Origin of the sequence: Plantibacter sp. CFBP 8804 (assembly GCF_014841225.1) — a bacterium.
Lineage (GTDB): Bacteria > Actinomycetota > Actinomycetes > Actinomycetales > Microbacteriaceae > Plantibacter > Plantibacter auratus.
Window position 1 is genome coordinate 141,312 of the sequence record NZ_JACYTU010000003.1, and the last position, 20,905, is coordinate 162,216.

The following is a 20,905-nucleotide window of genomic DNA, read 5'->3' on the forward strand; positions in this document are numbered from 1 at the left end:
GCGATCACCCCGCCTGGTCGGCGGACGCGCCGATCAGGACCATCAGCTCGGCCCGCGCGGCCGGATCGGCCAGGGCTCCACGGCTGGCGATGGTGACGGTGGTGCTCGTCAGCTGGCGTGAACCGCGCATCGAGACGCAGCCGTGTGCGGCCTGGAGCACGACGAGGACACCGCGAGGCGCGAGCCGTTCGACGAGGGTGTCGGCGATCTGCTCGCTCAGGCGCTCCTGGACCTGCGGGCGCGACGCGAGTGTGTCGACGAGCTTCGGCAGGGCACCGAGTCCGATGACGAGTTCGTCGGGCAGGTAGGCGATGTGCGCCGTGCCGAGGAACGGGAGCAGATGATGCTCGCAGACGGAACGGAAGGCGATGTCGCGGACGAGCACGACGTCGCTGGTCGCGCCCTCCTCGATCGGGATGGGGCGGGCCAGGTGCACACCGGCGTCCTGACCGACGCCACCGAAGAACTCCGCGTACGCGTCGGCGACACGCGTCGGGGTGTCGGCGAGGCCGTCGCGGGAGGGGTCCTCGCCGATCGCCTCGAGGATCTCGAGGACCGCTGCGGCGATCCGCTCGCGGTCCACCGACGACCGCGAGGCCGAGCCCTGATCGGGCTCGGCCTGCGCGGCTGCGACCGCGTCGTCCGCGGTGTGCTCGCCGTGGGTCATGCGGGCTAGGCGGTCGCCGGTCGCGGCTTCGTCGCGCGGGTGCGCTTGGGCTTCACGGGAGCCTCGGGCTCGGGCTCCGAGCTCACGCCACCGTCGGCCGCACCGGAGTCGATGGGGGCGGTGAACGACGCGGAACCGACGGCCGAACCCGACCCGACGGGACGCTTCTTGCTGGACAACCAGACGGGGCGCGGCGGGAGCTTCTTGACGTCCTTGAAGATCTCGGCCAGCTGGTTGTGGTCGAGGGTCTCCTTCTCCATCAGCTCGGCGGCGAGGCGGTCGAGCACGGCCCGGTTGGTCGTGATGACCTGCCAGGCTTCGTCGTGCGCGGCCTCGATGAGCTCGCGGACCTGGGCGTCGACGCGCTGCGCGATCTCCTCCGAGTAGTCGCGCTGGTGGCCCATGTCGCGGCCGAGGAACATCTCGCCCGAGGACTGCCCGAGCTTGACGGCACCGACGTCGGTGGTCATGCCGTACTCGGTGACCATCTTGCGAGCGATCCCCGTGGCCTTCTCGATGTCGTTCGACGCGCCCGTGGTCGGGTCGTGGAAGACGAGCTCCTCGGCGACGCGGCCGCCCATCGCGTAGGCGAGCTGGTCGAGCAGCTCGTTGCGCGTGACGGAGTACTTGTCTTCGAGGGGCAGGACCATCGTGTAGCCGAGGGCGCGGCCGCGCGGAAGGATCGTGACCTTCGTGACGGGGTCGGTGTTGTTCATCGCCGCTGCAGCGAGCGCGTGCCCGCCCTCGTGGTAGGCGGTGATGAGCTTCTCCTGCTCGCGCATGACGCGCGTGCGGCGCTGCGGGCCGGCGATGACGCGGTCGATGGCCTCGTCGAGAGCGCGGTTGTCGATCAGCTGCGCGTTGGAGCGCGCCGTGAGCAGTGCGGCCTCGTTGAGGACGTTGGCGAGGTCGGCACCGGTGAAGCCGGGCGACTTGCGGGCGACGACCTCGAGGTCGACGCTCGCGGCGAGCGGCTTGCCCTTGCCGTGCACCTCGAGGATCTTCTTGCGGCCGGCGAGGTCGGGGGCGTCGACGCCGATCTGGCGGTCGAAGCGGCCCGGGCGCAGCAGCGCGGGGTCGAGGATGTCGGGGCGGTTGGTCGCGGCGATCAGGATGACGTTCGTCTTGACGTCGAAGCCGTCCATCTCGACGAGCAGCTGGTTGAGGGTCTGCTCGCGCTCGTCGTGACCGCCGCCCATGCCGGCGCCGCGGTGACGACCGACGGCGTCGATCTCGTCGACGAAGATGATCGCGGGCGAATTCTCCTTGGCCTGCTGGAAGAGGTCGCGGACGCGGCTCGCACCGACACCGACGAACATCTCGACGAAGTCGGAACCGGAGATCGAGTAGAACGGCACACCGGCTTCACCGGCGACCGCGCGGGCGAGGAGCGTCTTGCCCGTTCCGGGAGGGCCGTACAGCAGGACGCCCTTCGGGATGCGCGCACCGACGGCCTGGAACTTCGCGGGCTCCTTGAGGAAGTCCTTGATCTCCTCGAGCTCCTCAATCGCCTCGTCGGCACCGGCGACGTCGTCGAAGGTCACCTTCGGCGACTCCTTCGAGACGAGCTTCGCCTTCGACTTGCCGAACTGCATGACCTTGTTGCCGCCGCCCTGCATGCCGGAGAGCATCAGCCAGAAGAAGACACCGATGAGGAGCAGCGGGAGGAGGAGGCCGAGCATCGACAGGAGCCAGCTCGGCTGGGGCACCTTGTCGTTGTAGCCACCGGACGGGTCTGCGGCGTCGACGGCCTCGACCACGTCGGCCGCGCGGGCGCCGACGTAGTAGAACTGCACCTGCTTGCCGAACTCGTCGTCCGCCTTCGTCAGCGTGAGGTCGACGCGCTGGTCGCCGTCCGTGATGACGGCCTCCTTGACCTGACCCTTCTCGAGGAAGGCGAGACCCTCTTGCGTGGAGACCTCACGGAAGCCGTTCATGCTCATCAGGCTGATGCCGATCCAGAAGACCAGGGCGGCGATGATGAGGTACGGGATGGGACCCTTGAAGAGACGCTTGACGTTCATAAGTTGAGAGGCCGGGGCTGGCCCGTTCCCTTTCTGCAGGAGGGGTCGACGGGCGGAGCCGCGTCGCAAATCAGGCTACCCCCTCGCCGCTGGATGCCTCCCCTGTGTTTGCCGTGGGCTTAACGGGGGTGCGGTGTGAGGTCGGTGGAGTGGTCAGGCGTAGACGTGCGGGGCGAGGACGCCGACGTCGCGGAGGTTGCGGTACTTCTCGTCGAAGTCGAGACCGTAACCCACGACGAAGTCGTTCGGGATGTCGAAACCGACGTACTTGCACTCGACGTGCACCTTGGCGGCCTCGGGCTTACGGAGGAGCGCGCAGACCTCGATGGACGCGGCTCCGCGCGAGGCGAAGTTCTCGAGCAGCCAGGAGAGGGTGAGGCCGGAGTCGATGATGTCCTCGACGATCAGGACGTGGCGGCCGGTGAGGTCGGCGTCGAGGTCCTTGCGGATCTGGACGACACCGCTCGACTTCGTGCCGGCACCGTACGAGCTGACGGCCATCCAGTCCATCGAGAGCGGGATGCGGAGTTCGCGCGCGAGGTCGGCCATGACCATGACCGCACCCTTCAGCACGCCGACGAGCAGGACGTCCTTCCCGGCGTAGTCGGTCTCGATCTGCCGGGCGAGTTCGGCGAGCTTGTCGCGGATCTCCTGCTCGGTGACGAGGATGGTCGTGAGGTCGTCGGAAATGTCGCTCTGCTCCATGCGTCGAGTGTATGCGAGATGACCCGGACGCCCGTGCGCCTCCTGCTCGGGGAGCCCTAAGTCAGCGGGCCGCGAAGACGATGCGTCCCGCGTGCCGGGACGCCGTCAGGCCGGGCAGGTCGATCGGACCCTGGCCCGCCCAATCGGTGACGAGCCGCGCGACCTCGATCGTCTGCGACCGCGTGAGCGAGAAGCCGAACTCGCTCTGCACGATGTACCGGATGATCCGCTGGCGGAGCGCTGCCGGGTTGGCCGCGAGTGCCCCGGCACTGACGGAGATACCGGCCTCGGCGTGCTCGACGAGCTCCTCGATGGTCTCCTCGATCATCTCCTCGAACGCGTCCGCGTCCTCGCGAGCGGCGTCGGCGGTGCGGGCGAGGGCCTCGGCGATCCCCGGCCCGAGCTCCGCCTCGAGCACCGGCAGGACCCGTTCCCGGACCCGGACCCGCGCGTAGGCGTCGTCGGTGTTGTGCGGGTCGTGCCACGGTTCGAGTCCTTCGGCAGCGCACGCCTCGCGGGTCTGGGAACGCCGGATCCCGAGCAGCGGTCGGAGGAGCGCACCGGAGACGGGCGCCATCCCTTGGAGGCTGCCCGTGCCCGACCCTCGTGCGAGGCCGAGGAGGACGGTCTCCGCCTGGTCGTCGAGGGTGTGCGCGAGCAGCACCAGGGACGCACCGACCTCGACTCGCGCGGCGTCGAGTGCGGTGTACCGGGCCGCCCGTGCCGCGGCCTCCGGTCCGCCCTCGGAGCCCACCTCGACGACGCGGACGAGGACGGGGTCGAGCCCGAGGGCACGCGCCTGGTCCGCGGCACGCGCCGCGACGTCGGCCGAGCCCGGTTGCAGTCCGTGGTCGACGATCACGGCGCCGGCCCGCAGACCGACCTTTCCGGCCTCGAACGCGGTCGCGGCGGCGAGCGCGAGCGAGTCGGCGCCACCGCTCAGCGCGACGAGCAGGTCGGCACCGGCGGCGTCACGCGACGGCGTGGACGCCGTGCCCGCGATCGCGTCGCGCACCGCCTTCCGCAGGGCGGCGACGGACGGGTGGAGCGGGGGTCGGACGTCGTTCACGCGGACCACGCTATTGCACCGCGCCGAGCGCCTCCCCACACCGTTCGCTCCGGGACGCATCGGTTATGGTTGGTCCTCGTCGGCGACCGCGCCGACTCAACGTCATCCAACCGCGCAAGGAGCAGGCTTATGGCCGAGTACGACGCCGTCATCGAGATCCCGCGGGGCAGCCGCAACAAGTACGAGATCGACCACGAGACCGGTCGGGTCTTCCTGGACCGCGTCCTGTTCACGAGCTTCGTCTACCCCGCCGACTACGGCTTCTTCGAGAACACCCTCGGCGAGGACGGCGACCCGGTCGACGTGCTGGTCCTGCTCGACTTCCCGACCTTCCCGGGCGTCGGCATCAAGGTCCGCCCCGTCGGTGTGCTGCACATGACGGACGACGGCGGCGGCGACGACAAGGTCATCGCCGTGCAGTACAAGGACCCGCGCTGGTCGCACATCCAGGACCTGACCGACATCCCGCAGGCGACGCGCGACGAGATCGAGCACTTCTTCGTCCACTACAAGGACACCGAGCCCGGCAAGTGGGCGCGGATCGACGGCTGGGGCGACGCCGCAGCGGCCGAGAAGATCATCCTCGCGGGCTTCGACAAGCTCAAGGCGGAGGGTCACTGAGCCCCTGCGGACCTCCGCACACCGCATGACNCAGCCGAGCGGCGCCCCGCGGTCGGCCATGAACGGCTGCGCGTCGATCGCACTGCCGTTGATGCGGACCTCGAAGTGCAGGTGGCAGCCGGTGGAGGCACCGGTCGTGCCGACGTAGGCGATGACCTGTCCGGCGGAGACCTGGTAGCCGACGCCGACCTGGATGCCACCGTTCACGATGTGCGCGTAGCCGGTCGAGACGCCGGAGCCGTGGTCGATGAGGATGAAGTTGCCGTAGGTGCCGTACCAACCGGCGTAGGTCACGGTGCCGGAGGTCGCCGCGTAGATCGGGATCCCGCAGCCGCCCGCGATGTCGGTGCCGCGGTGGAAGCTGCCTGAGCTGCCGCCGCCCGTGGAGATCGGATCGCGGTAGCCGTAGGTGCCCGAGATGCTGCCGGAGGCCGGGATCGCCCAGCCCTGGCTGCTGAGCTGACCGCCGTCGGCGCTCTGCCCCCGTGCGGCGGCTTCGGCCGCGGCCTTCGCCTTTGCCGCAGCGACTCCGGCTTCGTAGTCCTGAACCGTCTTCGCCGTCGTGTCCTGCAACGCGGTCAGCTGCGCGTTGAGCGTGACGATCAGCTCCTGGTTCTTCTCGAGCTTCTCGGCCGCCGCGGACGCCGCCGCCTGGGCTGCCTCCATGGCCGTCTGCGCCGCCTGTCGGAGCGACTCGCGCTCGTCGCGGGCGACACCGGCCTGCTCACCGAGCGCAGCCGCGGTGTTGCGTGCGGCGACCGCCTGCTCGTAGACGCCGTTGCTGTGCTCGGCGACCTGGTTCATGTTGCCGAGCTTCGACAACAGGTCGGTCGCGCCCTTGCTCTCGCCGTCGAGGAAGAGGCTCAGGCTGAGGTCGGCGCCACCGGAGCGGTAGAGCTGCGAGGCGACCCGGCCGGCCTGCTTCGTCGCGGTGTCGGCCTCGGCCGTCTTGGCATCGGCCTGGGACTGGATCGCGGTGGCCCGGGCGTCGGCCTCGAAGAAGGCCTCCTCAGCGGCCTGGAACTCCGTACCGCGCTTCTCGGCCTCGTCCTGGGCGACCTGCAGCTCGTCCTGCAACTGGACGATGAAGTTCTTGATGTTCGTGACCTCGGCGGCCTTGGCGGCCTCATTGCCCTTCGCGGCCTGGACGTCATCCCACGAGGGGTAGTCGGCTGCTGACGCCGGACCGGCGACGCCGAACGAGCTGACGATCGCGAGCGACATGACGATTGCGGCGGTGAGGCGTCCTCGCCATCGCGCGGAGGACGCCGATGCGGCGTTGGTCGTCCGGCTTCGGCGCCAAGCGCCGGCAAGCTTCTTGCTCATGAAGTAGGGGCCCATCTCGGTTCGCTGCAGTCACATCGGTCACATCGGTACCACTGTCCACGCTAGCCCGACGGGGGTCGGGACCGGCTGCGGACACTCCCGTCGGCCGTGGCATCCGGGAGTGGTCCACGCCAGAGGCTAACCCCGGCCGGGGGCCGTGGAGCGGTCATTCGGCGCCTGTCGTCAGATCCGGCATGGAGCGCCGATCGCTGCTCCGTGAAGCCGATTTTGGATTCGGCGGTTTCATCCGTATGCTTGTCGCTCGGTAGTCATGAAGCTTCAGGGCTTCGCGGCCCTATCGTTTAGCGGCCTAGGACACCGCCCTTTCACGGCGGCAGCACGGGTTCGAATCCCGTTGGGGTCACCAATGACTACTGGAAAAACAGCCGCTCGGATTCAGGTATAGTGAGTCTGCGCGACTGCGAGAAGCACTGAGGAACACCAGCATCACCGTAGTTCGCATCACCATCAATTCAACATGTATGGCCCTGTAGCGCAGTTGGTTAGCGTGCCGCCCTGTCACGGCGGAGGTCGCGGGTTCAAGTCCCGTCAGGGTCGCAAAAGGTCGGAAGCCCTCTCGCAAGGGAGGGCTTCTGCTTTTGAGACATCGTCGCCGTTCGTGCAGCTGATGTACTCGGCTCTGTAGCTCAGTTGGTAGAGCGCACGACTGAAAATCGTGAGGTCACGGGATCGACGCCCGTCGGAGCCACGGAACCCCCACCTAGCTTCTACATGGTGGGGGTTCTTTTTTTGCCCGGATGCCCGCGAACACCCACGCCACCACCCGAGTTGCCACTCCTGGCCCACGGCGGACAGACTCGCACCGTGGAATCGAAACCGTCACGCTGGGTGGCCGCCTCCGTACTCGCAGTCATGCTCGGCACGTCGCTCGTCGCCTGCTCGGACACGCGGTACGGACTGCCACGTGGTGAGGCCGTCGGCACCTGGCGCAGTGGGGACACCCGGCTCGAGCTGGCCGACGACGGGACCTTCGAAGCCACCGCCTGGCCCTCGGATGTCCAGTGCAGTCTTGACGACGACCCCTACGCTGACGACCCGATCGACTTCTCCGGGACCTGGATGGTGGACAACGAGGGGACCAATCGAGAGCTCGTCCTCCATCCCGGCGACGGCGCATGCGAGACGTCCCGGATCACCTCCGACGTGCGGAGCGACGACGGTCTCGCGCGCCTATGCGTCCACGCCCGCGGATCCTTGTCCGGCCCGGCCGAGAACTTCTTCACCCTGTATCAGGGTGATCCTCCGGAGACCGAGGATCCGGATCGCTGCTTGAACTACTAGCCCGCCCGGGCAGACGAGTCTCACCCGCCCGATCCCTGAACCTTCCCCGCTCCCTGCGGCCTGTCGAAGGGCGCACGGAGAAGCATCCAAGACCAGCGACACCCATCCGGTCCCTGAGCCTGTCGAAGGGTACTCGTAGGCACTTCGACAAGCTCAGTGACCGGAAGAGGTGCACCCGCACTCACTCCGGTCTCCGCGCAACCTTCCCCGGTCCCTGAGCTTGTCGAAGGGCACACGGGAGAACCCCACAAAACCGGTATGCCTCCTCCGCTCCCTGAGCCTGTCGAAGGGCACCCGAGGAGACTTCCACAACCGGGACAATTCGTCATCTGGAATGTCAGTGGTCCATGGTGGACTTGTTCCATGACCGAGACCATCACCACCGCGATACGCGCGAGCGACAACTACGCCGCGCAGCTCGCGGAGTTCTCGGATCGCTACGCGGACATCCAGCGTCGGCGTGCTGCTCTGGATGCCGAGGAGGCCCGGCCACTCGCCCGTTCTGCGGCCTATGCGGACGCGCTCGCGGACTCGGTCGTTCCGGCCGTATTCCCGCCGGCCGAGCGCTTGGCGCTCTCCCGCCGATCCACCTGCGCGGCCCTTGCGATGGCGACCCGAACGCCCGAGCGGACGGTCCAGCGCGCGACGAACACGGTGCCGGCACTGAGCATGGCCGGCGTCTCCGACGTGCCCGGCATGCTCGACGGGTACGGACCCATCGACCCCCAGACCGCAGCCCGTATCGCGGTGAACGCACCCGGCTTCACCCGGATCATCGTCCAACCGGAAACCGGCGCGGTCCTCTCCGTCGGGCGGAATCAGTACCGGGTCCCGGCCGACCTCCAGCGAGCGGTCCGCCTACGGGACGGCACCTGTCGGGCACCGGGCTGCGGGCGGCGCGTCAGGGCCTGCGATCTCGACCATTCGGTCGCCTGGGACGACGGCGGGACGACAGATGTCGGGAACCTCGCCTGTCTCTGCCGACATCACCACCGGATGAAGCACCTCCCCGGCTGGAACCTCGACCACCAGCCGGGCGGGGTCCTCGAGTGGACGACACCCGACGGGAAACACCATCGGACGGAACCGGACCCCGCACCGTTCTGACCTCCGCCGGTCCCTGAGCCTGTCGAAGGGGTCCCCGTGGGCACTTCGACAAGCTCAGTGAGCGGGAAAGGTGTGCCCGGAACGATGAGGCATCCTCGTGGGCACTTCGACAAGCTCAGTGACCGGGATGGGTGTGCCCGCGTAGCTTCGGCCGTGAGCCTGTCGAAGGGTTCCTCGTGGGCACTTCGACAAGCTCAGTGAGCGGAAGAGGTGTGCCCGGAACGATGAGGCATCCTCGTGGGCACTTCGACAAGCTCAGTGACCGGGAGAGGTGTACCCGGAACGATGAAGAGTCCTCGTGGGCACTTCGACAAGCTCAGTGAGCGGAAGAGGTGCGCCCGGAACGACGAGGCATCCTCGTGGGCACTTCGACAAGCTCAGTGAGCGGAAGAGGTGCGCCCGGAACGACGAGGCACCCTCGTGGGCACTTCGACGAGCTCAGTGAGCGGAAGAGATGCGCCCGGAACGACGAGGCACCCTCGTGGGCACTTCGACAAGCTCAGTGACCGGGAGAAATGTGCCCGGAACGATGAAGAGTCCTCGTGGGCACTTCGACGAGCTCAGTGACCGGAAGAGGTGCGCCCGGAACGACGAGGCACCCTCGTGGGCACTTCGACAAGCTCAGTGACCGGGGAGAACAAGCTCGGTGACCGGGAGGAGTGTCCCCGGAACGCTCCGGTCCCTGAGCCTGTCGACGGGCAGTCGGGGTGCGCTCGCTCGGTGCGCGGCAGGACGTCCGCCGGCTCACATCGTGCACCTCCGTCCGCAAGCCCGAGACATCCGGGGCCGATCGGGACAGACTGGTGGCATGAGTTCCGCAGACGACCGCACCACCGACGGCCCCGACGACGCCCACCGAGTCCCCGCAGGGGTCGACGACGCCACCGTGGAAGCGGTCGGCAAGGTGACCGAGGCGCTCGAAGTCGTCGAGCAGGCGCGCGGCATGCTCTACGGCTTCCATCGTCTGACCGGCAAAGCGGACCTCGCGCTCGGCGAAGCCGCGGACGCCCTCCGCGAAGCAGGACACGACGCCCTCGCCGACCGGATCGACACCGAGCTGGTCGGACGCAACGTCATCGACGGACGCTGGACGTTCCAGATCGTCGAAGACTACGACGGCAACTACTGGGAACCGTTCCGCACGCTCGAGGCGGAGGTCCGGAACGAACTGGCGGGCGGCCGACGCCACCTCGCGGAAGCCGCCATGAAGGAGGACCGCCGCACGCACGGCGCACCCCACCACGAAGCCACACCGCCGACGGTCTGAACCCGCACGGCATCAGGGCCGCGTGCCGTTAGGCTCGATCCGATGACCGATGCACCCGTTTCCCGGACGAAGTTCTCCCGCCAACGGGTGATCGTCGGAGCCGCCGAGTTCGCCGACACGCACGGCGCCGACGCCCTCACACTCGCCGCCCTGGCCCGCGAGCTCGACACCTCGGCACCGGCCCTCCTCAAGCACGTCCGCAGCACCGAGGACCTCCGCGCCGCCGTCGCCCAGCTCGTCCTCGCCCAACTGGCCAGCGGACTCGATGTCGCGACGATCAGTCTGAGCGGGTCCCCTGCACTCACCGCGCTGGCCGACGGGTACCGCCGCTTCGCCCTCGCCTATCCCGGTCGGTACGCCCTCGTGTTCTCGATCGAGGACGTCCGCGCCGACACCGGCGAGCCGGCCGACCGCGAGCTCGTGATGCTCGTCGAACGGGCACTCGCGGGGCGCGGTCTCGACAGTGTGGCGATGACGGACGCCGGACGCATCGTGCGGGCAGCCCTCCACGGCTTCGTGTCCCTCGAGCTCGTCGGCGGCTTCACCCGCGGCGCCGACCCCGCCACCAGCTACGCTGCCCTCGTGGACCTGCTCGACCATTCGTCCGCGCTCGGCTCACGCCACCTCCAGGAGACGCCATGACCATCACCACCACCCCCACCGTCCTCTTCGTCTGCGTGCACAACGCCGGCCGCTCCCAGATCGCAGCCGGCTTCCTCGGTGCCCTCGCCGGCGACCGGGTCGAGGTGCTGTCGGCCGGGAGCGAACCGAAGGACCGGATCAACACCGTGGCGGTGGAGGCGATGGCCGAACACGGCATCGACATCACCGCAGCCGTGCCCCGCATCCTCACGACCGACGCCGTCCGGGCGTCCGACGCGGTCATCACGATGGGCTGCGGCGACGCCTGCCCGATCTTCCCCGGCAAGCGCTACGAGGACTGGCAACTCGAGGACCCGGCCGGGCAAGGCATCGAGGCCGTCCGCCGCATCCGCGACGACATCGAGGAGCGGATCGCCGCGCTCTTCGTCGAACTCGTGCCCGCCGAGGCGTCCGAGTTCCCGGCCACCATCGGCTCGGTCGCCCACGAAGCCCTCGGCGCGCACGGATTCACCCGCTTCGAGCAGCTCACGCGGGTCTCCCCCGCCGCCCTGCTCCGCATCCACGGCGTCGGCCCGAAGGCCGTCAACGTCCTGACCGAAGAACTCACAGCCCGTTCACTCGCCTTCGCCTCCTGAGAGCGATGGTGGTCGGCCAGCGCCCGGCGTCGGCACGCAACCCCATTGCCCAGCGCGACACCCGTCGTATCGTGGTCGTATGAGCAAGCACGCAGCGAACGACGACAACCTCCCCGAGGACCACGAGACCACCGAGGACTCCATCGAGCAGGAGGTCGACGGCGAAGACACGTTCCTCCCCGTCGCCGAGCCGACCACCGGTCCCGCTCCCGCCCCGTAACCCGACGCGCCTCCGGGGCCGCGGATCAGGGGCCGACGAGTGCCTGGAGGTCGCGCAGGGAGCCGTCGAAGACGTTCACATCGATGAACTCCTCCTTGCCGACGTACCCGAGCATCCGTTCCCGGCTCGTGTACTGCCAGAGGTCCCACGCCCGCCCGTCCGACAAGACCGGCGGCGTGATGACCGAGCGGATCCACATCGGGTTCCGCTCGTACGCGCCCGTGAGGAACGCGTCGTAGTACCGCATGGTGGCGTAGACGATCGGCGGCCGACCGTAATGCTCCTCGAGTGCCGCGAGGAGCGGATCGAGTACGGCGGCGACCCGCTCCGCACTCGGTGGCGTCCGACAATAGTCGGCGTAGCACTCGAGATCGATGGTGATCGGGAGAGCACCCGCGGTGACCGGGACGGTGTCGAAGATGTTCTGGGCCTGCGTCTCGGCCGGGCTGTCGAAGCTCAGGAAGTGGTACGCCCCGATCAGTAAGCCGGTCTCGTCGGCCGCGCGCTGTGCACCCGCCCAGTTCGCGGCGAACCGTTCGTCCCGATCGCCGGATCCCTCGGTCGCCTTCATGATCGCGAAGTCGATGGGCTGAGCCGCGAGGACGTCCCAATCGATCTCGCCCTGGTACGAGGAGACGTCGACACCGCGCACCGCGTACGAGGCGGCCAGGATGGCGTTCGGGCGCACGAGCCCCATGGCGACGAGCGCCGCGCAGATCCCGCCGATCGCGAGCGTGCCGGCCGCCCCGACGACGAGCGGCCACCAGCGTCTCCAGAATCGGTTCATCGACTCACTCTGTCACGTCTCGGACGTGTCCCGGTGCAGGACGCCTCAGCGCGGGTAGAGGACGGCTGCCCGCGGGTCGACCAGGAAGTCGACGACGTCGCCCGTCGACCAGCCCGCGGCCGCGAGCTGCTGCACGGCGACGTCGGCGGTGATGACCGCCGAGCGGACCCGGACGACGTCGCCCCGCGGCTCGAGGTCGGTGATCGTCGCGCGGAGGGCGCCTGACGCACTCGGGCCGCCAGACCCGTCAGCCTCCCGGACCTCGACGCGGGACGGTCGGAACGCGCAGGCCACGGCGACCCCGACCGGGATCGGGTCTGCCTCCGCGGAGGAGTCGACCTCGACCTCCGCTCCGTCCGGCAGACGGAGCCCGCGTGCCGTGCGAACGCCCGTCAGCAGTTCGAGTCCCGCGAGGTCCGCGGTGAACGCCGTCCGCGGCCGCTCGAGCACCTCCGCCGTCGGCCCCTGCTCGACGATGCGCCCGGCGTCCAGGACGATCACCCGGTCCGCGAGCGTGTAAGCGTCGAGCACCTCGTGCGTCACGAGCACGGTCGTCCGCCCACGCAACTGCTCGCGGAGCATACGGCGCAGGTGCGGCGCGACCGTCGCATCGAGCGCGGCCATCGGTTCGTCGAGGAGGAGCAGGGCCGGGTCCGGGGCCAGCGCGCGGGCGAGCGCCACCCGCTGCGCCTGGCCGCCGGACAACTCGGCGGGACGGCGCCCCTCGAGCTCGGACGCCTCGACCTCCGCGAGTCGTCGTCGGGCGACGTCCCGAGCCTCGCCGCGCGACGCACCGGCGACCAGCGGGCCATAGGCGACGTTGTCGAGCACGGAGCGGTGCGGGAAGAGCAGCGCCTCCTGCGCCAGGAGCGAGATCCCCCGCCGGTGCGGCGGCAGCCAGTGGTCCCGACCCGATCCACCGACCGCGAACAGCTCGCGACCGGCGAGCGTCGCGTGACCGGTGTCCGGACGCAGGAGCCCGGAGAGGACCGCGAGCAGCGTCGACTTGCCGGCGCCGTTGGGGCCGAGCACGGCGACGGTCTCCCCCGCGGCGAGGTCGACGGCGAGCTCCCAGTCGCGTTCACGCAACGTCGCTCGGAACGCCAGGGCCGCCCCGGTCATCGCACCACTCCGGCGACAGTCCGTCCACGGCGGATCGACCCCTGTGCCCCAGCGACGCCCACGACGAGCACGGCCACGACGACGAGGACGAGCGACAGCGCGACCGCGGCGTCGGGATCGGTCTCGCGCTGCAGGTAGATCTCGAGCGGCAGCGTCCGCGTGACCCCCTGCAGGCTGCCCGCGAACGTGAGAGTAGCCCCGAACTCACCGAGGGCCCGCGCGAACGAGAGGATCGCGCCCGACACGACGGCGGGTGCGAGGAGCGGCAGCGTGACGGTGCGGAAGACCGTGGTGGGACGTGCGCCGAGCGTCGCGGCGACGGCCTCGTACCGCGAGCCGGTCGTGCGGATCGCCCCCTCCAGGCTCAACACGAGGAACGGCAGGGCGACGAAGGTCTGGGCGAGGACGACGGCGGTCGCGGAGAACGCGATGTCGATCCCGGCGTCCGCGAGTGCCGGCCCGAGCAGGCCGAGCCGGCCGAAGGTGTAGAGCAGGGCGATCCCGCCGACGACGGGCGGGAGCACGAGCGGGAGGAGGACGAGCGACCGCAGCAGGCGCTGCCCCGGGAACCGGGTGCGCGCGAGGACGAGGGCGAGGGGCACGCCGAACACGACGCAGAGAGCCGTCGCGAGTGACGACGTCCGCAGACTCAGCCCGAGCGCCGCGACCGACGACTCGGAGGTGACGAGTGCACCGAAGTCCGCCCAGTCCACCCGCAGGACGATGGCGACGAGCGGCAGCAGGACGAAGGCTGCGCCGACCATGGCGACGACGACGATCCAGCGGGGCACCCCCGAGCCGAGTTCTCTCACGGGGTCACGGTGCGCCGAAGCCGGCGTCGGCGAGCACCCGCTGTCCCTCTGCGCTCACGACGTAGGCCGCGAAGGCCGCCGCGACGGTGGGGTTCGCGCTCCCTGCGAGCGGCGCGATCGGGTAGGTGTTGACGGCCTTCGACGACTCCGGGAAGGTGATGCCCCGCACGGCGTCGCCGGCCGCGATGACGTCGGTCACGTAGACGAGCCCCGCATCGGCCTCGCCCGAGGTCACCTTGCCGAGGACGTCGGTGACGGAGGACTCCTCGCTGACCGGGCTCAGCGCGACACCCGTGGCGTCCTCGACGGCGACGGTGGCCGCCCCGCAGGGGACCTGCGGCGCGCACACGACCGTCTTGACGCCCGGACGGGCGAGATCGGCGAACGTCTTCACGCCGGCGGGGTTCGACGGGGGCACGGCGATCTGCAGGACGTTGGTCGCGAAGTCGACCGGGTCGCCCTCGACGAGGTCGGCATCGGTCAGCTTCGCCATGGTCTTCTCGTCCGCCGAGGCGAACACGTCGCCGGGAGCACCGTTCGTGAGCTGCGTGACGAGGTCGGAGGAGCCGGCGAAGGTCAGCTCGACGGTCGTACCGGGGTGCGCCTCCTTGAAGTCCTCCGCGAGCGCGGTGAAGGTCGTCTTGAGCGACGCCGCCGCGTACACCGTGATGGAGCCGCTGAGCTCGTCCGCCGTGGCCGAGACGGTGGGTGTCGACGTCGCGGCGGGGGCGGCGCAGGCGGACGCCGCGAGCAGGACCCCGGTGCCGAGGGCCAGTGCACTGAGCAGTCGGAAGGATCGACGGGGTGCGGTGCGGTTCATGAGCTCGCCTTCGGGGTTTCGATGAGGACCGTCGTGGCTTTCACGACGGCGATTGCTGTCGAGCCGAGTTCGAGACCGAGTTCGCGGACCGCCTCACTGCTCAGGAGCGACACCACGCGATGCGGCCCGCACTGCAGTTCCACCTGCGCCATGACCGTGTCCATCGTGATGTCGGTGACGATGCCGACGAAGCGGTTGCGTGCCGAGCGTCCGATCTCCGAGGGGTCGACGGGGAGGACGGCGTTCTCTCGGGCCAGCCGAGCGAGCGACAGGCCGTCGACGACCGCTCGGCCCGCCTCGTCCTTCGCGCTGACGAGTGCGCCCTGGTCGATCCAACGACGGACGGTGTCGTCACTGACCCCGAGGAACAGGGCGGCGTCTCGGATACGGATCTGCGGCATGGAGACAGGCTAGTGCACGCATTCGCGTTGACACGACCTAGCTGTAACCGCATTCGCGCTTCGGGTCGTCGGCGGCGGGCCGGCGCTTCGACCCTCCACGACGCCCCCTGCTCCGAACCATCCGTATGAGATCACGCCTGCTCGCCGCCGTCACCCTGCTCGTCCTCGCCACCGGCCTCTCCGCCTGCGCATCGCCCGATTCAGGAACCGGCGGCGCCACGGGCGACGGACCGCTCGTCGCGTTCTACGGCGACTCGTACACCCTCGGCACCGGAGCGAGCGACCCGGCCAATCGCTGGTCCACCGTCGTCAGCGAGGAACGCGGCTGGCGGGAGTTCAACCCCAGCGTCAACGGCCTCGGGTTCGTGAACCACCGCGACCGATTCGGCGACGGCAGCGGCGACCTGCCCTCCCTCATCATCGCCGAGCAGCCCGACATCGTCTTCGTCACGATGGGCCTCAACGACGCGTTCAGTTTCGACGATGCCGCCGACCGGATCCACGAGCAGATCACGACGGACCTGCATCGCCTCCGCGACGCCCTCCCGGAGGCCCGCTTCATCGTCGTCGAACCGTTCTGGTACACCGATGAGCGACCGCAGTCGATCGAGAAGATCATCGGCTGGGTGGCCGACGCCGCGCAGGAGATCGACGCCGACACCGTCCCCGGGGCGTCGCACTGGATCGAGGGGCACCCGGAGTGGATGGCCGCGGACGGCCTCCACCCGAACGACGAGGGGTACGCGGAGATGGCTCGGCGGATGGACGTCGAGCTCGAGCGCCTCGGACTCTGACGCCCCGGTGTCCGTCGCCGCTCAGCCCAGGCGGATGCCCCGGTCAGCCATGAACGGGACGGCATCGACGCGCGAGCCGCCGATCCTGACCTCGAAGTGCACGTGGCATCCGGTCGAGGCACCCGTCGTCCCGACGAGCGAGATGTTCTGACCGGCGGACACCCACTGCCCCTCGCCGACGAGGATGCTGCTGTTGTGCGCGTACCCGGTCATGACGCCGCCACCGTGGTCGACGAGGACCCAGTTGCCGTAGGTGCCGAGCCAGCCGGCGTAGACCACGGTGCCGGCGTTCGCGGCGTAGACCGCTCGCCCGCAACCCGCTCCGATGTCGGTGCCCGAGTGGAACGGGTTGACGCCGGGCACGGGGCGACCGGGTCGCGGTCCGTAGTTGTCGGTGATCCGGCCGGAGATCGGCAGGGCCCACCCCTGGCTCCCGACGGCACCCGAGGCACCGCCGCCTCCGCCGCCGCCTCCGCCGCCGCCGCCACCGCCGGCGTTCGCAGCGGCCTCGGCAGCCGCCCGTGCAGCCTCAGCCGCAGCCGCCGCGGCTGCAGCAGCAGCGGCCGCAGCCGCCTTCACTTCCTCGCCCTTGCGGTAGTCGGCCTCGGTGGCTGCGCGGTTCTCCTTGAGGACCACGAGCTGGGCCTCGAGCGTCGCGAGGTACTCCTGCTGTTCGGACACGGCGGTCTCGGCGTCGGCGCGGGCCGCGACCGCATCTCCGAGCGCGGTCTCGGCCGCGGCGGCGAGCTCGCCGAGGGCTGCCTCGGCGATGGTCGCCTGCTCGGTGAGCAGCGACGCCGTGTTCGCATCGGTCCTCGCCCGGTCGTAGGTGCCGTCCGTGGACTCGCTGAGCTTCGTGATCGTGCTCAAGCGCCCGAGGAGCGACTCCGGCTCCTGGCCGTCGAGGAATGCGGCGGTGCTGAGGTCGACGTTCCCCGACCGCAACCACGCGGCGACGAGCGCGCCGGCCTGACGTTTGGAGGCCTGCGCCGCGGTCGTCGCGGCGACGGCCTGCTCGCGGAGCGAGACGGCACGGTAGCTCGCCTCGTCGACGGCCAGCTGAGCGGCCTCGTACTCGCCGGCACGGAGGACGGCCTCAGCTTCGGCGAGCGCCGCAGCGGTCTTCAGCTGCTGGACGAGCCCTTCGATCTGACCGATGGTCGACTGCTTCGAGGACTCGCTCGAGCGGGCCGCCTCGACGTCCTCCCAGCTGGGGTATTCCGCAGCGGCGGCCGGCTGTGCGAGACCCATCGAGAGGACGATGACTCCGGCGAGGGCCGCGGCGATGGAGGCGCGACGGCGCGCGGGACGGAGGCGTGGCATGGTGCCATCGTGGCAGTGGTCAGCCCCGTTCGGGGGGAGGCTCGCCCGCCTGGGAACGAACCGGCTCCGCCCGGTGGGCGAGCACGAGGTCGAGCACCCGGTCGGCGATGCTGCGCTTCGAGCCGGTCGCCTCACCGACCACCTCGCCGGCGCCGTCGATCACGACGACCTCGTTGTCGGCCGTGCCGAAACCGTTCATCCACCCCACGCGATTGAGCACGAGGAGGTCAGCGCCCTTGCGTGCCGCCTTGGCCCGGCCGAGGGCCAACAACTCCTCGCGGTCGGCGGCGGTCTCTGCAGCGAACCCGACGACCATCCGTCCCGGCACCGGGGCAGCGGCGAGTCCGGCGAGCACGTCGGGGTTGCGGACGAGTCGCAGGGTGAGCTCCTCACCGGTGTCGTCCTTCTTGATCTTCCGTTCGGCGATCTCGGCGGCGCGGTAGTCGGCCACGGCTGCCGCCATGACCACGAGCGTCGCGTCGGCCGCCACGTCCTCCATGGCGACCGCGAGTTCCGCAGCGGTGCCGACCGGGACGATCCGCAGACCGTCGACCGCAGCCGCTTCGGCCGCGACGTCGGCGTCCAGGTGCGCCGCGACGAGCACCACCTCGGCACCGCGCTCGGCGGCGGCCTGCGCGATGGCCAGCCCCTGTCGACCGCTCGACCGGTTCCCGAGGAACCGCACCGGGTCGAGCGGCTCGCGGGTGCCGCCGGCCGAGACGACGACACGCTCGGCGCGGAAATCGTCCGGGTGCGCGTCGGTTCCACCGGTGCGTCCGGTGAGCAGCGCCAAGCCGGCGGCCACGATGTCGTCGGGCTCGCTCATACGTCCCGGCCCCGTGTCGCCGCCCGTCAGCGCACCGTGCGCCGGCCCGATGACGGCCACCCCGCGCGATCGCAGGAGGGCGACGTTCGCCGTCGTCGCCGGGTGCTGCCACATCTCGGTGTGCATCGCCGGTGCCAGCAGGACCGGTGCCCGGCTGGCCAGGATGGTGGTGCCGAGGAGGTCGTCGGAGAGGCCCGCAGCGAGTTTCGCGAGGGTGTTGGCCGTCGTCGGCGCCACGACGATGAGCTCGGCACGCTGCCCGAGGGCGACGTGCCGGACTTCGGCGACGCCGTCGTACAGCGAAGTCGTGACGGGGTTCCGGCTGATCGCCTCGAGCGTCGGCAGGCCGACGAACCGGAGGGCGCTCTCGGTCGGCACCACGTGGACGTCGAAGCCCGCGAGCACGAACCCGCGGACGACGCCGACCGCCTTGTACGCGGCGATCCCGCCCGTGATCCCGACGACGACCGTGCGCCCTGCCGCCTCCCGCGATGCGTCCTGCACGCCCATGCCGCCTCCTCGCTTCCGGCGCTCCCGCGCCGGGTCCTCGTCTAGTCTGTCCTAGTCCGGCCGGCCGAGGAGGAACCAGCGTGTGCACGGTGATCATCGACTTCGAGCCGGGGCGCGCGTGGCCGATCGCCGTCCTCGGGCTGCGGGACGAGCAGCCGGGGCGTGCCTGGGACCCACCCGGCGCGTGGTGGCCCGGACTCGGTGACAGCGTCCGCGGCATCCACGACCGCGAAGCGGGCGGCGCGTGGCTGGCGACGAACGACGACGCCCCGGGCGGCCCCCGGGCGGCGGTGGTCCTCAACCGACGCGAGGACCTCGACATGCCCGCCGCCGGGTGGACCTCGCGAGGCGTCCTGCCGCTGGAAGCCGTCACGACCGGCGTCGATGCGGACGACGCCCGCAGCGCCCGATCCTGGAACCTCGTGGAGCTGCGTCCTGATCGCGTCGCCGTGACGAGCTGGGACGGCACCTCGCTCCGGTCGATCGACGTCGCACCCGGTCTCCACCTCGTGACGCACGAGGGCCCCGACCACCTCGACGTCCCACGGGTCCACCGGTGGCGGCCGGCCTTCCTCGACGTCCCGTCGCCCATCGGTCCGCTGGACGGTGCGACGGCCGCGTCCTGGGAGCCGTGGCTGCGCACGTTGCGCTCCACGACGACCGTCCCCGCCGATGCCGACGAGGCGATCGTCCGCATCGACGACCATGACGGCCTGCGCCTCGCCTCGCTCTCGGTGACGGCACTCTCGCTCGGCCCCGACGGCGCGGTGCTCCGGAACGCCCGACTCGCCGAGCCCGGCCATCTGCCGGAAGAGCTCGTCTGGGAGTGACCCGGACGGCGACGGTCGTCACCCTCCGGGAGCCACGGGACCCGGATCGGACTGCCACCCGTGTGGAGGGCGCCCTGGCGCGCTCGATACTGTTGCAGCATGGCCCTGAACCCCGTGCGACTGCGACTGCTCGAGGCGTTCGACCGCCTCGGTACGATCCGCGCCGTCGGCCGTGAGCTCGACCTCAGCCCCTCGACCGTCTCGCAGCAGCTCTCCGTGCTCGAGGCCGAGACCGGCGCCGCGCTCCTGGAACGACGCGGCCGGACGCTCACCCTGACGCCGACCGGTGCGCTGCTCGTCGAACGCGCTCGGGCCCTGCTCGCGCAGATGGACGCCATCGAGGTCGAACTGGCCGAGGTCGAGTCCGAGCCGTCCGGTCGGTTCCGCATCGCCGGGTTCGCGAGCGTCATCGCCCCGATCCTCATCCCCGCCGCGCGCTCCCTGGCGCGGCAGTACCCACGCCTCGAGGTCGAACTCATCGAGGTCGAACCGCACGAGAGCACCACCGCCGTCCAGCGGGGCACCTGCGACGTCGTGATCACCGTCGATCAGGAGGACGGGTTCCTCCTCGACCCCTCCGTGCACAGCGTGCCGCTGACCACCGACCCGCTCCTGCTCATCGCGCCGCTCGACCACCGACTGGCCGCGCAGGAGCAGGTCACCTTCAGTGAGCTGCAGACGGAGTCGTGGGCCCTCGACGCACCGGGCACCTACCTCGGCGAACTCGTCCCGCTGATCTGTCGTCGCGCGGGGTTCGAGCCGAGGGTGGCCGGACGGTTCACGAGCTACGAGGTCGTCATCGACCACGTGGCGGCCGGGCTGTCGATCGCCGTCCTCCCGGACATCGCGATCGGCTCGCGGACGGACGTCGTGCGGAAGCCCATCGCCGGGATGAGCGAGCGGAAGATCGTCGCGACGGCGAGGAAGGGCTCACTGCAGCGTTCGGCCGTCGCGGCAGCGCTCGCGGCGGTGCAACGGGCCACGGACGAGGCCGTCGCCCGCTGAGCCGCGGCGGAACCAGCCGAGACTCCCTTCGGGGAGGATCAGCCGTGGTAGCCGGACTTGGCCATGGCGACGAGCGCCCCGACCAGGCCGATGCCGCCGAAGACGGTGATGAAGGCGATCACGCCGATG

Annotated in this window: 20 protein-coding genes, 3 tRNA genes and 2 pseudogenes; 13 read left to right on the forward strand and 12 right to left on the reverse strand. The window is 70.2% G+C overall.

Features of this window, described 5'->3' with window-relative positions; genetic code table 11:
- Nucleotides 1-4: 4 nt before the first annotated feature.
- From folE to tilS, 4 genes are all read right to left on the reverse strand, one after another.
- Nucleotides 5-667 carry a GTP cyclohydrolase I FolE gene (folE, locus tag IFU11_RS08740; RefSeq protein WP_079705155.1) on the reverse strand — a complete coding sequence of 221 codons (663 nt, stop codon included), beginning with the start codon at nt 665-667 and terminating at the stop codon, nt 5-7.
- Nucleotides 668-672: 5 nt separating this feature from the next.
- On the reverse strand, nt 673-2,691 hold the full coding sequence (ftsH, locus tag IFU11_RS08745; protein ID WP_079705154.1) for an ATP-dependent zinc metalloprotease FtsH: 2,019 nt from the start codon (nt 2,689-2,691) through the stop codon (nt 673-675).
- Nucleotides 2,692-2,844: 153 nt separating this feature from the next.
- Nucleotides 2,845-3,396 carry a hypoxanthine phosphoribosyltransferase gene (hpt, locus tag IFU11_RS08750; RefSeq protein WP_064294334.1) on the reverse strand — a complete coding sequence of 184 codons (552 nt, stop codon included), beginning with the start codon at nt 3,394-3,396 and terminating at the stop codon, nt 2,845-2,847.
- A 61-nt stretch (nt 3,397-3,457) separates the two neighbouring features.
- The gene (gene tilS, locus IFU11_RS08755) at nt 3,458-4,465 is read right to left on the reverse strand and encodes a tRNA lysidine(34) synthetase TilS (RefSeq protein WP_371742749.1); all 1,008 of its coding nucleotides are present in this window, start codon (nt 4,463-4,465) and stop codon (nt 3,458-3,460) included.
- A 129-nt stretch (nt 4,466-4,594) separates the two neighbouring features.
- On the opposite strand from tilS, the gene IFU11_RS08760 reads away from it, so the two are divergent.
- The gene (locus IFU11_RS08760) at nt 4,595-5,086 is read left to right on the forward strand and encodes an inorganic diphosphatase (protein WP_079705152.1); all 492 of its coding nucleotides are present in this window, start codon (nt 4,595-4,597) and stop codon (nt 5,084-5,086) included.
- Nucleotides 5,087-5,117: 31 nt separating this feature from the next.
- Here IFU11_RS08760 and IFU11_RS20755 read toward each other — a convergent pair.
- Nucleotides 5,118-6,427: pseudogene (locus IFU11_RS20755) on the reverse strand (M23 family metallopeptidase); the annotation flags it as partial.
- 276 nt (nt 6,428-6,703) lie between these two features.
- Between IFU11_RS20755 and IFU11_RS08770 the strand changes: the two are divergent.
- The 9 genes and pseudogenes from IFU11_RS08770 (at nt 6,704) to IFU11_RS08810 (ending at nt 11,546) form a co-directional block, all read left to right on the forward strand.
- Nucleotides 6,704-6,779 (forward strand) — tRNA-Glu (locus IFU11_RS08770).
- A gap of 117 nt (nt 6,780-6,896) precedes the next feature.
- Nucleotides 6,897-6,970, forward strand: a tRNA-Asp gene (locus tag IFU11_RS08775).
- A gap of 78 nt (nt 6,971-7,048) precedes the next feature.
- A tRNA-Phe gene (locus IFU11_RS08780) sits at nt 7,049-7,121 on the forward strand.
- Between the two features lie 116 nt (nt 7,122-7,237).
- Nucleotides 7,238-7,714, forward strand: coding sequence for a hypothetical protein (locus tag IFU11_RS08785; protein WP_192018692.1), 477 nt, complete (start codon nt 7,238-7,240; stop codon nt 7,712-7,714).
- 363 nt (nt 7,715-8,077) lie between these two features.
- Entirely contained in the window at nt 8,078-8,821 is a 744-nt protein-coding gene (locus IFU11_RS08790) for an HNH endonuclease signature motif containing protein (RefSeq protein WP_229939416.1), read from the forward strand.
- Nucleotides 8,822-9,629: 808 nt separating this feature from the next.
- A complete protein-coding gene (locus tag IFU11_RS08795) occupies nt 9,630-10,088 on the forward strand; it encodes a hypothetical protein (RefSeq protein ID WP_064294389.1) in 459 nt (152 codons plus the stop codon).
- Nucleotides 10,089-10,130: 42 nt separating this feature from the next.
- Nucleotides 10,131-10,730, forward strand: coding sequence for a TetR/AcrR family transcriptional regulator (locus IFU11_RS08800; protein WP_192018693.1), 600 nt, complete (start codon nt 10,131-10,133; stop codon nt 10,728-10,730).
- Nucleotides 10,727-11,134: pseudogene (locus tag IFU11_RS08805) on the forward strand (arsenate reductase ArsC); the annotation flags it as partial. The gene IFU11_RS08800 and the pseudogene IFU11_RS08805, both read left to right, overlap by 4 nt.
- 271 nt (nt 11,135-11,405) lie before the next feature.
- Nucleotides 11,406-11,546: a hypothetical protein gene (locus IFU11_RS08810; protein ID WP_153303386.1), complete on the forward strand. Its 141-nt coding sequence runs from the start codon at nt 11,406-11,408 to the stop codon at nt 11,544-11,546.
- A 25-nt stretch (nt 11,547-11,571) separates the two neighbouring features.
- Here the strand turns inward: IFU11_RS08810 and IFU11_RS08815 are convergent, their stop codons facing one another.
- The 5 genes from IFU11_RS08815 to IFU11_RS08835 are packed head-to-tail and all read right to left on the reverse strand — an operon-like array spanning nt 11,572 to nt 15,488.
- Complete coding sequence (locus IFU11_RS08815) at nt 11,572-12,333, reverse strand: GH25 family lysozyme (RefSeq protein WP_192018695.1); 762 nt, start codon at nt 12,331-12,333, stop codon at nt 11,572-11,574.
- Between the two features lie 45 nt (nt 12,334-12,378).
- The gene (locus IFU11_RS08820; RefSeq protein ID WP_192018696.1) at nt 12,379-13,455 is read right to left on the reverse strand and encodes a sulfate/molybdate ABC transporter ATP-binding protein; all 1,077 of its coding nucleotides are present in this window, start codon (nt 13,453-13,455) and stop codon (nt 12,379-12,381) included.
- Entirely contained in the window at nt 13,452-14,219 is a 768-nt protein-coding gene (locus IFU11_RS08825; protein ID WP_192018838.1) for an ABC transporter permease, read from the reverse strand. The genes IFU11_RS08820 and IFU11_RS08825 overlap by 4 nt, the downstream gene beginning before the upstream one ends.
- Nucleotides 14,220-14,271: 52 nt before the next feature.
- A complete protein-coding gene (modA, locus tag IFU11_RS08830; RefSeq protein WP_192018697.1) occupies nt 14,272-15,087 on the reverse strand; it encodes a molybdate ABC transporter substrate-binding protein in 816 nt (271 codons plus the stop codon).
- Nucleotides 15,084-15,488: a TOBE domain-containing protein gene (locus IFU11_RS08835; protein WP_137242253.1), complete on the reverse strand. Its 405-nt coding sequence runs from the start codon at nt 15,486-15,488 to the stop codon at nt 15,084-15,086. The genes modA and IFU11_RS08835 overlap by 4 nt, the downstream gene beginning before the upstream one ends.
- A gap of 125 nt (nt 15,489-15,613) precedes the next feature.
- Between IFU11_RS08835 and IFU11_RS08840 the strand changes: the two genes are divergently transcribed.
- Nucleotides 15,614-16,282 carry an SGNH/GDSL hydrolase family protein gene (locus IFU11_RS08840; protein WP_192018698.1) on the forward strand — a complete coding sequence of 223 codons (669 nt, stop codon included), beginning with the start codon at nt 15,614-15,616 and terminating at the stop codon, nt 16,280-16,282.
- Nucleotides 16,283-16,303: 21 nt separating this feature from the next.
- Here IFU11_RS08840 and IFU11_RS08845 read toward each other — a convergent pair whose 3' ends face one another.
- Nucleotides 16,304-17,605, reverse strand: coding sequence for a M23 family metallopeptidase (locus IFU11_RS08845; RefSeq protein WP_192018699.1), 1,302 nt, complete (start codon nt 17,603-17,605; stop codon nt 16,304-16,306).
- A gap of 19 nt (nt 17,606-17,624) precedes the next feature.
- Nucleotides 17,625-18,941, reverse strand: a complete 1,317-nt coding sequence (gene coaBC / locus IFU11_RS08850) for a bifunctional phosphopantothenoylcysteine decarboxylase/phosphopantothenate--cysteine ligase CoaBC (RefSeq protein ID WP_192018700.1) — start codon at nt 18,939-18,941, stop codon at nt 17,625-17,627.
- Nucleotides 18,942-19,021: 80 nt separating this feature from the next.
- Here coaBC and IFU11_RS08855 point away from each other — a divergent pair, with 80 nt between their 5' ends.
- Nucleotides 19,022-19,771 carry an NRDE family protein gene (locus IFU11_RS08855; protein WP_192018701.1) on the forward strand — a complete coding sequence of 250 codons (750 nt, stop codon included), beginning with the start codon at nt 19,022-19,024 and terminating at the stop codon, nt 19,769-19,771.
- A gap of 99 nt (nt 19,772-19,870) precedes the next feature.
- Nucleotides 19,871-20,776: a LysR family transcriptional regulator gene (locus IFU11_RS08860; RefSeq protein ID WP_191940551.1), complete on the forward strand. Its 906-nt coding sequence runs from the start codon at nt 19,871-19,873 to the stop codon at nt 20,774-20,776.
- The last annotated feature ends 129 nt before the right edge of the window (nt 20,777-20,905 follow it).